Here is a 16,445-nt window from a genome sequence, read left to right as displayed (position 1 = left end):
TCTTTTGACCAACCCTTGGAGGGGTCTTAAGGATTACAAATCCTTCGATAGGAACTCGAGATTGCTCCCGATCATCATCGCAGATCTCGAGCAGCCTAGAAAGATATTTTCAAGATAGAAACAAGACATGCCTTCAGCAAGACAGACCTCCAGTCGTACCCATAGCAAAAGCACCAAAGGTGCGTAACATTATATAGCCAGGGGTTTTAACCCCTGGAATCAAAGTTGCCGACCATCCCCAGCGCTGGCCCTTAATTTTCAATTGGAAAGAGTAACTCAATGCCAGCAAGACGGAGAGGAAACCTTAAATCAACCCTCCAAGGGATTTCTTGAGTTGAGGAGTAGATATAAATAATATCCTTTCCCACTTTCTGGCAAACCCTTGGAGGGTTCTTAAGGATTACAAATCCTTCGATAGGAACTCGAGATTGCAAATCTCGAGTAGCTTAGGAATATGCCTTCGGCGAAATAGATAAAGAAATACTGTAGAAATAGTTTGAAATACGCCTTCGGCGAGATATTGAAAAAGATAATTTTCAAGAAATGCCTTCAGCGAGATAAACCATTCAATCAAAAAGGTATTAAACCAAATTATCTCTCAAAAAATGGATTAGGGGAAATGAAGTTCAGGATCAAAAATCAGTCAGAAAACAAAAAAAGGCGTTGATACGCCTTTTTTATTCTCCATGCATCATTGCTTTTTTAGCAAGTAGCTCTTCTTCTGTTTCCCGATGATCTGGATCATCTACGCAGCAGTCCACTGGACATACTGCAGCACATTGTGGCTCTTCGTGAAAACCATTACACTCCGTACACTTTGCAGTGACGATGTAATAAAATTCATCAGAAACAGGTTCCTGCTTTTCATTCGCATCTACAACTGTTCCGTCTTCTAATGTTACTTCTTTAAGGCTTGTTCCGCCTCCCCAAGTCCATTCTACACCACCTTCGTAGATTGCTGTATTCGGACATTCTGGTTCGCATGCACCGCAATTGATGCATTCGTCTGTTATCATTATTGCCATAATTCACTCTATTTGTTCCAAAAGTAATAAGCTTAACACAGACCCACAATAAAAAGTTGTCATACTAACTAATTTAAAATAATTCTTATTTTGTTCTAAGGGTTTCTGGTAAATTTGCAGGCATGATGGAATTGGAAAAAAGAATCAAGGCTTTTGCTTCTCTCGGAACATTACTTTCAAACCTAGCACCAAATCAAAAAGAAGATTTATTCAGAAGAGCAGAAAATCGAAACAACTGGTTTACTGCTGAAAGTTGCCAGCAGGCGCTGAATGGGTTGGCATTTATGCTACAAGAGTCCAAGTTGCGAGAATGGGTTTCCAAGTACGAATTCCCTCATTATTCATCTCCAAAAGAGGTGGGAGTCCTAATGGCCGGTAATATTCCTGCGGTTGGTTTTCATGATGCCATGTCGGTTCTTCTTTCCGGAAATAAACTCAGTGCAAAATTAAGTTCTGCAGATGAAGTCCTTATGAAGTGGCTTTTGCAGCAATTGATCCAACTCGAACCTGAATTCGAAAATCTGATTGAATTCAGTGATATGTTGAAGAACAAAGACGCCTACATCGCTACAGGTTCAGATAATTCCGCCAGATATTTCAACTACTATTTCGGAAAATATCCATCAGTTATTCGGCAAAACAGAACTTCGGTAGCCATCTTGGAAGGGGATGAAAATCGGGATGACTTAGTCAACTTAGGCAAAGATATTTTTAGCTATTATGGTTTGGGATGTAGAAATGTCTCGAAAATTTTCATCAGAAATGAAGAGCAATTGCAGCAATTATTGAAAGAACTTCAGATTTTCGCTGAAAAGGCAGAGCATTATAAATACTTGAATAATTACGATTACAACAAGTCCATTTACCTCGTTAATCAAGATTCGCATTTGGATAATGGTTTTTTGATCCTGAAGGAAAGCCAAGATCTCGTTTCTCCAATAGCTGTTCTCTATTATGAATTGTATTCATCCAAGGAAGCTTTAACTGGAAAAATAGATAGCCTCAGTTCTAAAATCCAGTGCGTGGTGGGGAATATTGATCATGGAATTGCAAGCGTCCCTTTTGGCCAAGCTCAAATGCCAGAACTTTGGGATTATGCAGATGGAGTGGATACCTTAGAGTTTTTAACAAACTTGGAAGATTAATTGCTGAGAGGAAGATAAAGGCAGAAGGTAGTTCCTTCTCCTAAAATAGAATCTACCTCAAGTTTACCATTGTTCTTTTTAACATATTCTCTCACCAAAACCAAACCAAGGCCAGTTCCGCTTTCATTATTCAGACCTCTGGTCGTAAATGAAATTCCCTCTCTGATTTTTTTCAGGTTTTCATTTGAAATACCTACTCCAGAATCTTTTATACAGACTTTGACCTCTTTGGATAGTCTTTTTGCGGTCAGTTTTATTTTGCCACCGGCTGAGGAGAATTTTACGGCATTGTTGATCAAATTTCTCTACACCAAATCAATCATATTACGGTCTGCTAAAATTTCTATGATCTCTTCACTTTCCAGTATGATTTCAATTCTTTTCTCCCGGGCTATTCTATCCAATAATTTTTGCTGCTGCGTAAGTAAAGTGACGATATTAAAATTTTGGATTTGAATATGTTCCCCTCTTAACTGACTGCTTGCCCAAGCCAATAAGTTTTCCAAAAGAATGGCTACTTGCTCCATATTTTTGGAAACTTCAGGAAGCATAGTGTAAAATTCTTCCTTACTGATAATATTACTTTGGGTCATATGGATTAACTCCTTAACACCGAAAATAGGACCTTTCAAATCATGGGAAATAATACTGAAAAATTTGTCTTTTAGCTCGTTCAGCTGAATCAAATCATTCGCCTGTTGCCTTAGCTGTTTATTTACTTTTAGTTGATCGGTCTGATCATCTAAAAGTATAATTACACCGTAAAACCCTGAGGTCTTATCTAGCATGGGGATTGATTTTACCCGTAAGTTTAACTCTTGTCCATCTTTTACTGTATTGATCAAAATTATTTTTTCTTCTACATTTCGGATGATGTTATAAATAGCTTCATTGTCGTAAAACAAAGAAGATGCAGCAACGCCAATTTTTATTTTGCCTGGATCGAGGTGAAACTGTTTAGTAGCCGGATTGAAATCGATTAATTTTTCATTGCCGTCAAAAACCAATACTCCCACAGTCAGGGACTCCATAATCCGATTTTGGGCTACTGGTTTCAAGCTGAAAAGTTGATACCTGATGATGGCAAACCCCAATATTATGTAGGTGAAAAGGAATGCAAATGGCGTCAGGTCTATTTCTGAAAATGGCTTGATTACCCCTGTTTGATAAAGAAGGTTGAAAATGACAGGAAAAAGACCTGAGGCAATCAGAAAAATACTTTGAGTTTGATAAAGGGGGTCAGCATTCTTAAATCTTCCCCACAAGATTAAAGTACCCAAAAGAAAAGCAATATACGAATAAAAGGTATGTACTAAATACCAAGGCCCAACTTCCAATTCCAACAAAGGAAAGGGGCCGGAATTAGAAATACCGACTGAGCTGTAGTGTAGATGATGGTGACCATTGGTCAATACCATCAAAAATGTGGTAACAGGTATTAAAAAAACCGGAATGAGAATTAGGGGTCTCAACCATTTTTTATACCCGGTATAAATCAAAGAAAATACTATCCAGGAGGCAGGGATGAACGATATGCCAATATATTCAAGATAAATTAGATTGATCATTTGATCCAAACTGTTGCTTGCCAGCTCTAATCCGTAGAAAAATCCCCAGATAGTCATTAAAAACATGGTCAGAGCCATCCACCTGGTTGAATCACTTAGTTTAAAAGCGATGTATATTGAAAGCCCACCTACCAGAAGACTGGAAATGATTAATGAGATTGAAAATGCGTTGTGGATAAATTCCATTTATTTTTGCATTCAGCGAATTGAGGTAGCAGTATTTTAAATTTTGGGTGAGTACTCAAAAGATGCTACTTTACCGGTCTAACTAATAAACTCAAAATCTTTGAAATCAGAAAAAAATCAAGCCTCAATTATTTCACCTTTTAGCATTGTTTTGGCCTTAAGCCTTTTCTGCTTCCTGATAGCTGTTTTCAATTTGATAGGAGAGGGGCAATCAGCAGGGGATAGCATCTTACAATCCCTGAATTTCTGGAAAGATGGCTTTTTCAGTTTATTGGATTTCACCATGCAGATGATGATGATTTTAGTTTTTGGCTATGCCATAGCTATTTTTAAACCTATCCATGCTTATTTGAGAAAGATTTCGAAGATCCCTTCCAGCCCTCTCTATGCAATCTTGTTCACTGCCTCTATCACCATGGTAGCGGGACTTTTAAACTGGGGCTTTGGATTGATCATTGGAGCATTATTGGCAAGGTTTGTTTATTTGGCCATGGAAGATAAAGGGATTAAAATCAATCCAGCATTATTAGGAGCTTCCGGGTATTTGGGAATGGCAGTTTGGCATGGAGGGCTTTCAGCTTCCGCACCTTTAAAAGTCGCTGAAGAAGGACATTTTTTAGCCAATCAAATTGGTACTGTTTCAGTATCAGAAACACTTTTTACCAGTTTCAATGTGACAATGACAGGCGGATTAATCTTGGTTTTCTTAGTGACCTTGATTTTTCTTTCCCGCAAAGATTATCCCTATCATAAACCCACTTATAGCCATCCACTTAGACCAATTTCTCAAGGTGAAATTGGGAATTTGGCTAGGTGGACAGGGCTTTTGATTCTTCTTGTTTTTGGCTTACAGTTTTTAAAATTGGATGCTTTAGGACTAGGTTTTCTGAATTTAAACTTGGTGAATTTTCTCCTTTTTGGAATTACACTATTCCTGTATAAAAATCTTCAAAGTTTTACTGAAGCAACTACGGAAGGAATCAAGAGTTCGGTAGATATTTTCATTCAGTTTCCATTCTATGCGGGGATTTTGGGTTTGGTGACATATTCTGGATTATTGGAATCTGTTTCGCTTTTCTTTCTGGAAACCACCAGCCAGTCCTTTTTTCCAGTATTGACTTTATTCTCTGCTGCGATTGTGAATTTATTGGTGCCATCTGGAGGAGGTCAGTGGGCAGTACAGGGACCTGTAATCATGGAGGTTGGTAAGTCCTTGGGATTAGATTCCGGAAAATTAATCATGGTATTTTCTTACGGAGATCAAATCAGTAATCTTTTGCAACCATTTTGGGCCTTACCGCTTTTGGCGATTACCGGTTTAAATGCCAGAGATTTACTCAGGTATACCTCTTGGCTGTTTTTGATGGGAACGCTCTTTTTGGCCTTTTCTGTCTACTTTTTCTTCTAAAGAAGCTACTCTAGTCTAAAATGGTTTTAAATAAGGATGAACCCCTGTTTTGACGTTTTGTCTGGTTATCTTTTTCAGCTTGAAGTTCCTATATTTGCACCGAAAATTTTGAACCTTTTACACACCTAAATCCAATACAATGGCTTTTGATATTGAAATGATCAAGGAAGTGTATGCCCGCTATCCTGAAAGAATAGCTGCTGCCCGTAAGGCAGTTGGTAGGCCACTTACCCTGACAGAGAAGATTTTGTATTCACACTTAAGTGAGGGTACCCCTTCACAGGCATACGAAAGAGGAAAATCCTACGTGGATTTTAAGCCGGATCGTGTTGCCATGCAAGATGCTACCGCTCAGATGGCACTTTTGCAATTCATGCAAGCCGGAAGAGATCAGGTGGCTGTTCCTTCTACTGTTCACTGTGATCACTTGATTCAGGCAGAAGTTGGTGCGGAAAAAGATTTGAATAAAGCAAAAGATAAAAACCGAGAGGTTTACGACTTTTTAGCTTCAGTTTCCAATAAATACGGAATTGGATTCTGGAAACCGGGAGCTGGAATTATTCACCAAGTAGTATTGGAGAATTATGCTTTTCCTGGTGGAATGATGATTGGAACAGATTCTCATACTCCAAATGCAGGTGGTTTGGGAATGGTTGCCATCGGTGTAGGTGGTGCTGATGCTTGTGATGTAATGGCAGGCTTGCCTTGGGAACTGAAGTTTCCAAAGCTGATCGGTGTGAAGTTGACCGGGAAAATGTCTGGATGGACTTCAGCCAAAGATGTTATTTTGAAAGTTGCAGGTATTCTTACTGTAAAAGGAGGGACCGGAGCAATTGTAGAATATTTCGGTGAAGGTGCTAGATCTCTTTCTGCTACTGGTAAAGGAACCATCTGTAACATGGGAGCTGAAATTGGTGCTACCACCTCTATTTTCGGTTATGATGAGAAGTCTGCCGCTTACCTTCAGGGAACTGGCAGAGCTGATATCGCTGAGTTGGCTAATGGCATTGCAGCTCACTTAACAGGAGATGATGAGGTATATGCAAATCCTGAGCAGTACTTCGATCAGGTGATTGAAATCAACCTTTCTGAATTGGAGCCTCATGTCAACGGACCATTCACTCCGGACTTGGCTTGGCCTATTTCTAAATTCGCAGCTGCAGTTAAGGAAAACGGTTGGCCAGCAAAATTGGAGGTTGGCTTGATCGGTTCTTGTACCAACTCTTCTTATGAAGATATTTCCCGTGCTGCTTCATTGGCACAGCAAGCTGTGGACAAGAAGTTGGTTGCCAAATCTGAATACACCATCACACCAGGCTCTGAGCAGGTAAGATACACCGTTGATAGAGATGGTTTCTTGGATACATTTGGAAAAATGGGAGGAGTAGTTTTAGCAAATGCTTGTGGTCCGTGCATCGGACAGTGGGCAAGACATGGTGCTGAAAAGCAGGAGAAAAACTCCATTATCACTTCTTTCAACAGAAACTTTGCGAAGCGAGCTGACGGAAATCCAAATACTCACGCATTTGTGGCTTCTCCTGAAATCGTAACAGCCTTGGCAATTGCCGGTGATTTGACCTTCAATCCGCTGACCGATACTTTGGTTAATGAAGAAGGAAAATCAGTGAAACTGGATGAGCCTAAAGGATTGGAATTACCAACCAAAGGCTTTGCGGTAGAAGATGCGGGCTATCAAGCTCCTGCAGAAGATGGTTCCAAAGTAGATGTGATTGTTTCTCCAACTTCAGAAAGATTGCAACTTTTGGAATCTTTCCCAGCTTGGGAAGGTACAGACCTGAAAGGCTTGAAGCTTTTGATTAAGGCAAAAGGAAAATGTACTACTGACCATATTTCCATGGCAGGTCCTTGGTTGAGATTCAGAGGTCACTTGGACAATATCTCCAATAACATGTTGATCGGTGCAGTCAATGCTTTCAATGATTCTACCAACAAGGTAAAAAATCAATTGACTGGGGAATATGGAGAAGTTCCAGCAACCCAAAGACATTATAAGCAGCATGGAATAGGAACTGTCGTAGTCGGAGACGAAAACTACGGTGAAGGTTCATCCAGAGAGCATGCGGCAATGGAGCCAAGATTCTTGGGGGTGAGAGCGATTTTGGTGAAATCTTTCGCCAGAATTCACGAAACCAACTTGAAAAAGCAAGGTATGTTGGCCTTGACTTTTGCGAATGCTGCCGATTATGATAAAGTATTGGAGGATGATTCTATCGATATTCTTGGATTGGAATCATTCGCTCCAGGAAAGTCTCTTCAGGTTGTTTTACACCATGCAGATGGTTCTTCAGACACAATTGAAGTAAACCATACCTATAATGAAGGACAGATTGAATGGTTCAAGGCCGGATCTGCATTGAACTTAATCAAAGCTGGTTTATAATTTCCTTTCAACCCTAATTATAGAAACCGTGGTTATTAAGACCACGGTTTTTTTTATTTTTAGAGCATGCATAATGTGAGAAAGCTAATTTTAGTCTTTGTTTGTCTGATTCCTGTTCTAGGTTTTTCACAGGAGAAAATAGAAAGGGAAAAAAGAGTTGACGAAAAAGAAGTTCCTAAAGCTGCAATTGAATGGCTTTATGATGCATTTGAAGAAATAAAAAAGCCTAAATGGTATCAAGAGTTTTTTGAGTCAGGATATTCCTTTGAAGCCAAATTCTTTAAGGACGGCAGGTATTTCAGTGTGGAGTTCGACTCTTTAGGAATCATTCAGGACGTGGAAATTGAAATGCCTTTGGATGAAATTCTTCCAGAAGTTCAAAAAAACCTTACTGCTTACTGGGAGGAAACCTACAGTGATTTCAAATTGATAAAAATCCAAAGGCAGTATTCAGGTGACCCAGATGATTTGGAGGATTTTTTTGATGAGAATGAAGTGGAGAATATTCTGGAGCGATATGAGATAGAATATATAGGCAAGGAAAAGGATGGTGTTGAGCAAATATGGGAGGCTACCTTTGATGCTCAAGGGAAATTTATTTCCAAGCGGGTAGTAGTAGTTAGGATTATGGATAACCTGATTTTTTGATGAAAGGAGAGGTGATTGAGACAGTTTTTAGAGTCTCCAAATTAGAACTTGTAAATAATAAGACTTTCCATTTTTCTAAAAGGAAGATAGCAAGAGGAAGTTTGAGTTTGAATTTATTTCTCAAAAAGTATATTCTCGTTTTATTCTTGTTTTTTTCGTTTTTAGGAAAACTATTTGCTCAGGAGCAAGTTTTTTTCTTTGGATTCTTTCCGGAGGCTGCGGTTACCAAAAGTCTTTCGAATGGGAAGAAGGTCAATTTTAAGATTGAGAATCAGGAAACCTTTTTTAGAAACACAGCTAGAGAAGGGGAGCAATGGGATGTAAGACATTACCGTACTGATTTGATGGGTTTTTATAGTTGGCAAGCAAGTCCTGTGATCAATTTGGCTATCGGTGCTTTTCATAGAATTCAGGACGGTGCAAATGCCAATAGGATTATTCAGCAGATGGCTTTTCTCCAGCGTTTAAGATCTTTGAGAATAGCTCACAGAATTCGGACGGATCAAACTACTACACGAGGAGAGTCTTTAGAGTGGAGGTTGAGATATAGAGTGGCATTGGATATTCCTTTGGATGGAAAAACCCTAGATCCGGGCGAAAATTATCTGGTACTCTCCAATGAACCGATTTTCAGTTTGCAGGATGGGGAGTTTGAATTGGAAAATAGACTAGTGTTTACCTTAGGAAAATTGATCAATGAAGAGCAAAAACTTGAATATAGTATCGATTATAGAACAGATGGATTTTTCCAAGAAGGCTTCAGAACCCGCTTATGGGCAAAAATTGGCTATTTCTATAATTTTTAAAACATTTTTTTGGGTTTGAAAAGTAAAATGCTTGCTATGAAATACAAATTGCTGTATGTTTACCCTATGAATATGAATTGGATGATTCTAGGAATAAAAAAGTAGGACTTCAATTCAATCAAAAACCTAAACAAATGCAGGAAAGGGGTATCAACAGTACTTTTAAAAAGATCATTTACGAGTCTTCGGAAATGGTGTTTTTGGCTGATGATACCTATCCGTACAATATCTTTTATGCCAATGAATCCTTCGAGGAATTTATTGGAGAAAGTCTCAAAGAAAGAAATCTTGTAGGCTTAGGATTAGATATCAATGCATACATTTTTAAAGAAGAACTGATTCTTACCCATGGTGATAAGGATTATTCTTTCCGACTTGAGCTTCCGCAGGAAAGTTCTTCTAATTACTTTTTGTTTTATAAAGGAAAGGAAGTAAAAACTCATGGGCTGCCAGGAAAGCGGGAGATTCAGCAGTTTTTCAAAAATGGACTAGATCTAATCGCTATCGGGCAGCATGATTTCCTGACTTATCTTAATGCTGCAGTTAAACCAATTCTGGGATATGATCCAGCCGAATTGATGAATACCAGTCTATGTCCCTATCTGCATGAAGAGGATTTAGAAAAAATCAGATCATTTTGGAAGAGTAAGCGAAAGCAGGATGAACTTGGTTTCTTTGAATCACGGGTAAAATGTAAAGATGGTTCATATAAGTATTTAGAGTTTTCAGTCCAGTTTACGGCTGAATATTTTTATTTAATAGGGAGGGATAAAACTGAGTTTTACAGTGAATCTGTAAAAACAAAAAGACTCAATCAGCTTAGAAAAAAAGGTTCGGAATTAGCTAGAGTAGCTACATGGTCTTTTGATCCCGAGAGCTCTTCATTTGAATACGATGCGGTTGCCAACCTAATTTTTGAAAAGCAGGAGGATCTAAAAGTCAATTTTGAAAATTCCTTTTCAGAGAAACTGACCGATAAAAGGAGCGAGAAAAAGTTGGAATTTGAATTACTTGAATCTGAATTGGGGGTTGTGGCGGAATACCACGATGCCATTCAGGGAACAGGTTTTTGGTTGGGCGTATTATCTGATCTTTCTGAAAAGAAAAATATTGAGAGATCAGGAGAACTGCTCAAAAATATTCTTTTAAGCTCCCCAGACCCGATGCTTGTAGCTCGACCGGGTGGGGAAATCTACCTCTGCAATGAAGAGGCGAAAAAACTTTTGGGAGTAGAAGAGAACAGGGAATTTGAGCATTTGAGTGATCTCAATGTACTTTTTGAAGAGAGTGATGAGTGGAAAGACTGGATTGATATACCAGCAAACGAGGAAGGTTCCAGACGATTCTCCACATTACTGATTAGTAATTTGGGCAAGCAACTCACTTTAGAGGTAGCCGCTAAGTCTTTGCAAGAGAAAGAGGAAAGCTTTGTAGTTCTTTCATTAAGAAATATTTCCGAAAAGGTGACACTTGAAAAGACCTTGGAGGAAAGCAGTGATTTCTTAATGAATTTGACTGAGCAAGTTCCAGGAGGTCTTTACCAATTGGTTTTGGATCAAAACGGAAAAATGAGCTTCTCATTCCTTTCCAGAGGAATTGCTTCGGTTTTAGGACTTACTCAGACTGAAATTGAAAAGTTTGAAGACATTTCAGGAGCTATTTCCAGAGTGCATCCCAATGATTTGCCACAGGTGATCATGACTTCGGTTGCATCTGCTAGAAAAGGAGAGCCGTGGCAATGTCAATTTAGGGTAAAGAATAATTCTGATTCCGAAGGTTACCGCTGGGTATTAGGCGCAGCAAGGCCTCAGGCACTGGAAAATGGAGATATGGTCTGGTATGGTTATTTAACAGATATCAGCCAACAAAAAGAATTTGAGTCCAAGCTCGACGAAGCGAGAAGAACAGCGGAAAAAGCCAGTCAAATCAAGTCTGACTTCCTGTCTATGATCAGCCATGAGTTGAGAACACCATTGAATGCGATTTCAGGATCCGTTTATTCCTTATTGCAGGAAAATCCGAATACCTCCCAGAAGAGTGCTTTAAATACGATTAACTTTGCTGTTGAGAATCTGATCATCATGATCAATGATTTGCTTGATTTCCAAAAAATCGAAGCAGGCAAACTGACTATCGAAAAAGCACCTTTCAATTTGAGAAATTTGGTGGAGCAGGTGATGAAAGGCTTGTCTTTCCATGCGAGAGATAGTAAAAATGATTTGCAACTCCATCTCTCCGAAGGTTTGGACATGAGGGTAAATGGCGATAAAACCAGACTCTCTCAAATCATGAATAACTTGATAACCAATGCTCTCAAGTTTACTCATGAAGGAAATGTGGATGTCAGCATCAAGCTTCAGGATTTAAAGAGTGGCAGAGCCAAAGTATATTTTGAAGTAAAAGATACGGGAATCGGAATCGCACCTGAAAATCAAACGAAGATTTTCAACGATTTCGATCAGGTAAAGCCAACTTTCAGCACCAAATACGGAGGAACTGGCCTAGGACTCTCTATTACCAGAAAATTATTAAATCTGATGGGAAGCACCATTGCTTTGGAATCTGAAGTAGGTAAGGGCTCCCGATTTTTCTTTGAACTAGACCTTGAAGTTTCTGATCAGGAAGTTCAAGTGGAGAAGCCTGTTACAGGTTCAACTCAGGACTTTTCAAAGCTTCATTTGTTGATGGCAGAGGATAACGATGTCAATGCTTTGGTATTGGGGAAAATCATCAAGAAGTGGGGGTATACTTTTGATAGAGTGGGAGATGGAGCTCAGGCTGTTGAGATCCTGAAAGATCATCAATACGATTGTATTTTGATGGATATTCAAATGCCAGTTATGGACGGCTTTGAAGCCACTCAAGAGATTAAGAAAAATATTGATACTCCCGTCATAGCTTTAACAGCTGCAGCCAAACTGGAAATCATGGAGAAAATAGAAGAATGTGGCTTCGACGGGTTTGTAGCAAAGCCAATCGACGCAGCTGAACTCCTCAAGAAAATCAAGGAAGTAATTTCTGAGAAAAATTAAAGTTCTAGCGCTTTTTGATAGTATTCTTCTAGTAAATCCATCTCAGGATAATCTTCATACAATTCTTTCAAATACGACAAAGCAGATATTTTATCTCCTGTCATAACATAATAAATCCCCTTATTTCTCAAAGCAAAAGGATTATTAGAATTCATCTGAAGACTTTGATTGATTAGGTCCAAGGCTTCCTCTTTATTTCCTAAGAATAGAAGGTATAATCCTTTATTGTTATAATAATAGGCTTCTCTATTGTTGAGGCTTATCGCTTTTTCTACAGCATTTAAGGCCAACTGATAATTTCCTTCATCAAAGGAAATCATAGACCTTAGATTGTGAAGATTAGGTTCATTTGGATTTATCTGCTCCGCTTTATCCAATAATTCTGAAGCTTTAGCATACTCATCTTGGTAATAATAAATCGTAGCCTGGTTGACTAATAGATCTGAATTTTCAGGATTAAGCTCCAATGCTTTTTGAAAAGAATTGAGAGCAAGTTCATAATCCTCCAGTTTTTCTGCTACCAAGCCACTTAAAAAGAAGCCTTGCCAATTATCCGAGTTGTTTGTAGTCATCCATTCGGCATCGGTTCGGGCTTTGTAAAATTCTCCATTATCCAAATAACTCAGTCCTCTTTGGAAGTAAGCGTCCACATAATTGTTTTTGTATCTGATGGCTTGGGAAAAATCTGCAATAGCCTCTTCCAGCTGGTTTAATTGTAAATGAGCCACTGCCTTATTGAACCAGGCATCTGCATAAGTGGAATCAATATCCAATGCTTCCTGGTAAAATCCTAAAGCTGATTTAGGATCATTTTCTTCCAATTTTTCATTCCCTTTCAAAAGGAAGCGACCCTTTCTGTCTTCATCAGAATCGCAACCAATTAAAAAAAGGATCAAAATTAGGGTTAGTATGTTATTCTGAACTTTCATTTTCAGCTTCAGGCTTTTCATTTTCTTCTGTCTTTTCTTTTTCCTCACCCATGAGGTAAGCAAATGGCTTGGTCGTTTCGCTCAAATCAAATATTTCACGTAAGATCGCCATTGCAGGAATTACCAATATCATACCAGCAACTCCCCAAATTGTTCCACCAATTAATAAACCCAAAAAAGTGATGAAGGCATTGAGGTTAACATTTCCTCCTACAATTTTTGGAGTTAGAAAGTTGCCCTCCAGCATTTGAATAATTTGGTAACAAACAATCACAGCAACCGGATAAAACAAACTGTCCTTTGTCAAAAAGGAATAAATAACGGGCAGGAGAACTCCGAAAAAGGGGCCTACATAGGGTATGATATTCAATAATGCCCCTAGTACACCGAAGAAGATTGCATGTTTGATTCCCAATGCTGAGTAGGCCGAAATATTCAGAATAGCCAAGATGATCATGACTTTTCCCACGCCGACGATATAGTGTAGAATGACCTTTCTTAGACTGGTAATTCGCATTTTAACCAAGTTGGGATCCCTATCTCTATAGATCATGATCATCATTTGAGTCAAATGATGCCTATACAGCAGAAAAAAGAACATGAAAACTGGTATAAGAACCAATCCCGAAAGAGATCCCACAGTTTTCATGGCGAAATCTGAAATGCTAGAGCTATTTTCTTTAAGTACTCCTTTGAGATAATCCGTATTGGCTTTATTTCTTATCTCATAGTCCATTTGAAAAGTGGATTGGGTCCACTCGTCTATTCGCTGGGCATAGGTATTTATTTTACTCGTGACATCATCGAAGTCACTGGTAAATGAGGCCACATTCCCAACAATAAATGATAAAAGACCTCCCACAATTAAGGTCATGCATAATAGAGAGATGACCGAAGATAGAATTTTCGGTACTTTCTTACTCTCCATCCAATTGCTGAAAGGAGTAAAAAGGATTGCGAAGAACCCACCTAGAAAAAGAGGGATCAAAAGGCTTTTTCCGACAATCAAAAAGAAGGTCAATACGATGATGAAGACCATCACGGATAAAGCACTCAGATAAGTCGGAATTTCAAGCTTCTTGATGCTCATTTAAATCGTATTTCTCTGTTTAATAAAATTAAGAACTACTGCTTTTTCACTAACCCAGCTCTCCGCATCAAAGCATCCGGCTGTGGGTCTCTTCCTCTGAATCTTTTGTATAAAATTGAAGGATGCTCGGTTCCTCCAGCTGCTAAAATATTCTTTTGGAATGATTTGGCCGTTTCCTCATCAAAAACTCCTTTTTCCTGAAATAGCTCAAATGCATCGGCATCCAATACTTCGGCCCATTTATAACTGTAATAGCCAGATGAATAGCCTCCCTGGAATATGTGTGAAAATGCAGTGCTCATCAAAGTATTCGGAACAGATGGAAGCAATTCTGTTTTTTTCATTACCTCTTTCTCAAAATCAAAAATATCCTCAATCTGAGAAGGATCCTGGCTATGATAGGCCATGTCCAAAAGCCCAAAACTGATCTGTCTTACCGTTTGATAGCCTTGTAAGTAGTTTGAAGCTTTTTTGATTCTTTCGATCAAATCTTCAGGGATTTTTTCTCCGGTTTCATAATGCTTGGCAAACAAATCCAAACACTCTTTTTCATAGCACCAGTTTTCGAAAATCTGAGATGGAAGCTCAACAAAATCCCAAAACACACTAGTTCCCGATAAGGACTCATACTTACTATTTGCAAGCATTCCATGCAAAGCATGTCCAAATTCATGGAAAAGGGTAGTGACCTCATTGAAAGTTAAAAGGCTTGGCTTACTCTTAGTAGGTTTGGTGAAATTGCAGACTATGGACACATGAGGTCTTTGGTCTTTCCCTTCTAACTTGAATTGCCCCTTGTAGCTGGTCATCCATGCCCCGTTTCTCTTTCCAGGTCTTGGGAAGAAATCCGCATAAAAAACGGAAATATGATTGCCTTGAAGATCCTGGACCTCGTAGGCTGTGACGTCTTTATGGTAAACTGGAATTTCTTGATTGGCTTTGAATTTAAGACCGTATAGTTTTCCGGCAGTTTGAAAAACTCCATCAATGACATTTTCCAACTGGAAATATGGGCGAAGGAGCTCATCGTCCAATTCATATTTTTCCTTTTTCAAAAGTTCGGAATAATAGGCGAAGTCCCATTTTTCCAATCTTTCCAAACCATCCAGATCATTTGCAAACTTGCTGAGCTCCTCTAGTTCCTCTTCAGCCTTTGGCTTCGCCTGAACCAGTAAGTTCTCCAAAAAATCCATCACTGCCTTTGGACTTTTGGCCATACGCTCCTCCAATACAAAATGAGAATGTGAAGAATAACCCAGCAAATGAGCTCTTTGATGACGGAGATTTAGGATTTTTTTGATCGTCTCCTGATTGTCAAGTTCATCGCCCTTAGAAGACTTGGTATTATATGCGATGAAAAGTTTTTTTCTCAACTCCCTGTTTTTCAGATAGGTCATGGCAGGGATGTAGGAAGGGTAGTCCAAAGTAAATGCCCATTGTCCAGCTTTCCCTTTTTCTTCAGCTGTCTGTGCTGCAGCCTCTTTGATACTTTCTGGAAGTCCCTCTACTTCAGATTCTTCAGATACAAAGTGTACAAACTTGTTGGTTTCTGCCAATACATTTTCTCCAAACTGCAGAGATAATTGGGCCAATTCCTGGTCAATTTTTCTCAGTTTATCTGCATCTTCATCAGATAGATTGGCACCGTTTCGTACAAATGCCTTATATGTTTTCTCCAGTAAAGTTTTTTGTTCAGGGCTAAGTTTGAGTTCATCCTGTTGCTTGAAAATTTGCTGAACTCTCAGAAATAAATCCTTGTCTAAAAGAATATCATTGCTGTGCTGAGTTAGGAGAGGAGATATTTCTCTTGCCAATTTTTGGATTTCATCCGAGGTCTCAGCTGAGTTGAGATTAAAGAAAATTCCCGAAATAATCCCCAATTTTTTGCCTGCTAGGTCGAGTGCTTCAATAGTATTTTCAAAAGTTGGCAAGGCTTGAGACTTAATGGACTCGATTTCTTCTTTAGCCAGACGGATTCCTTCCTGGATCGCCGGCATAAAGTGTTCAGTTTTAATTTTATCAAAGGGTGCTGTATCAAATGGAGTATTGAACTCTCTCAAAAGTGGGTTACTCATTTTTTAGATTTTTATTCGGGTAAATAACAGTCTCCTGATTCTTTGGTTCCTCCAAACTCAGGTTTTTAAAAGCAAACTCTAAGTTACTTAATTGTGCCGGATCGATAAACGAAAGAAGAAAAAATGAAAAAG

At 38.9% G+C, this 16,445-nt stretch carries 12 protein-coding genes; 6 read left to right on the top strand and 6 right to left on the bottom strand.

Annotated elements, in window-relative coordinates; genetic code table 11:
* Positions 1-677: 677 nt before the first annotated feature.
* Complete coding sequence (locus tag B2906_RS12600; RefSeq protein WP_091649774.1) at positions 678-1,025, bottom strand: 4Fe-4S binding protein; 348 nt, start codon at positions 1,023-1,025, stop codon at positions 678-680.
* Positions 1,026-1,147: 122 nt separating this feature from the next.
* Here B2906_RS12600 and B2906_RS12595 point away from each other — a divergent pair, with 122 nt between their 5' ends.
* Positions 1,148-2,170 (top strand): acyl-CoA reductase, encoded by a 1,023-nt coding sequence (locus B2906_RS12595; protein ID WP_339816482.1) that lies wholly within the window; start codon positions 1,148-1,150, stop codon positions 2,168-2,170.
* Here the strand turns inward: B2906_RS12595 and B2906_RS12590 are convergent.
* Both B2906_RS12590 and B2906_RS12585 read right to left on the bottom strand, forming a co-directional pair.
* Positions 2,167-2,469, bottom strand: a complete 303-nt coding sequence (locus B2906_RS12590) for a sensor histidine kinase (protein ID WP_219959164.1) — start codon at positions 2,467-2,469, stop codon at positions 2,167-2,169. The two genes, B2906_RS12595 and B2906_RS12590, sit on opposite strands and share 4 nt — an antisense overlap.
* A gap of 6 nt (positions 2,470-2,475) precedes the next feature.
* Positions 2,476-3,924: a histidine kinase N-terminal 7TM domain-containing protein gene (locus B2906_RS12585; protein WP_219959163.1), complete on the bottom strand. Its 1,449-nt coding sequence runs from the start codon at positions 3,922-3,924 to the stop codon at positions 2,476-2,478.
* 100 nt (positions 3,925-4,024) lie between these two features.
* Here B2906_RS12585 and B2906_RS12580 point away from each other — a divergent pair, with 100 nt between their 5' ends.
* The 5 genes from B2906_RS12580 to B2906_RS12560 all read left to right on the top strand — a co-directional run bounded on the left by B2906_RS12580 (position 4,025) and on the right by B2906_RS12560 (position 12,219).
* Positions 4,025-5,332, top strand: coding sequence for a TIGR00366 family protein (locus tag B2906_RS12580; protein WP_286939928.1), 1,308 nt, complete (start codon positions 4,025-4,027; stop codon positions 5,330-5,332).
* Between the two features lie 139 nt (positions 5,333-5,471).
* A complete protein-coding gene (locus B2906_RS12575) occupies positions 5,472-7,733 on the top strand; it encodes an aconitate hydratase (protein WP_091649782.1) in 2,262 nt (753 codons plus the stop codon).
* 75 nt (positions 7,734-7,808) lie between these two features.
* Positions 7,809-8,381, top strand: coding sequence for a hypothetical protein (locus B2906_RS12570; RefSeq protein WP_286939927.1), 573 nt, complete (start codon positions 7,809-7,811; stop codon positions 8,379-8,381).
* The gene (locus tag B2906_RS12565) at positions 8,381-9,187 is read left to right on the top strand and encodes a DUF2490 domain-containing protein (protein ID WP_286939926.1); all 807 of its coding nucleotides are present in this window, start codon (positions 8,381-8,383) and stop codon (positions 9,185-9,187) included. Before B2906_RS12570 ends, B2906_RS12565 begins: the two co-directional genes overlap by 1 nt.
* A 134-nt stretch (positions 9,188-9,321) precedes the next feature.
* On the top strand, positions 9,322-12,219 hold the full coding sequence (locus B2906_RS12560; protein ID WP_286939925.1) for an ATP-binding protein: 2,898 nt from the start codon (positions 9,322-9,324) through the stop codon (positions 12,217-12,219).
* On the opposite strand, the gene B2906_RS12555 is transcribed toward B2906_RS12560, so the two are convergent.
* From B2906_RS12555 to B2906_RS12545, 3 genes are read right to left on the bottom strand one after another with little or no spacing between them, the layout of a single operon-like run.
* Entirely contained in the window at positions 12,216-13,169 is a 954-nt protein-coding gene (locus B2906_RS12555; RefSeq protein WP_286939924.1) for a tetratricopeptide repeat protein, read from the bottom strand. The genes B2906_RS12560 and B2906_RS12555 overlap by 4 nt on opposite strands.
* On the bottom strand, positions 13,132-14,238 hold the full coding sequence (locus B2906_RS12550) for an AI-2E family transporter (protein ID WP_286939923.1): 1,107 nt from the start codon (positions 14,236-14,238) through the stop codon (positions 13,132-13,134). The genes B2906_RS12555 and B2906_RS12550 overlap by 38 nt, the downstream gene beginning before the upstream one ends.
* 35 nt (positions 14,239-14,273) lie before the next feature.
* Positions 14,274-16,313: a M3 family metallopeptidase gene (locus tag B2906_RS12545; RefSeq protein WP_286939922.1), complete on the bottom strand. Its 2,040-nt coding sequence runs from the start codon at positions 16,311-16,313 to the stop codon at positions 14,274-14,276.
* Positions 16,314-16,445 lie beyond the last annotated feature (132 nt).

The organism is Algoriphagus sp. UBA3586 (assembly GCF_002376385.1).
GTDB classification, from domain to species: domain Bacteria; phylum Bacteroidota; class Bacteroidia; order Cytophagales; family Cyclobacteriaceae; genus Algoriphagus; species Algoriphagus ornithinivorans.
Note: the sequence above shows the minus strand (reverse complement) of the source record. Positions and strands in the feature narration are given on the sequence as shown.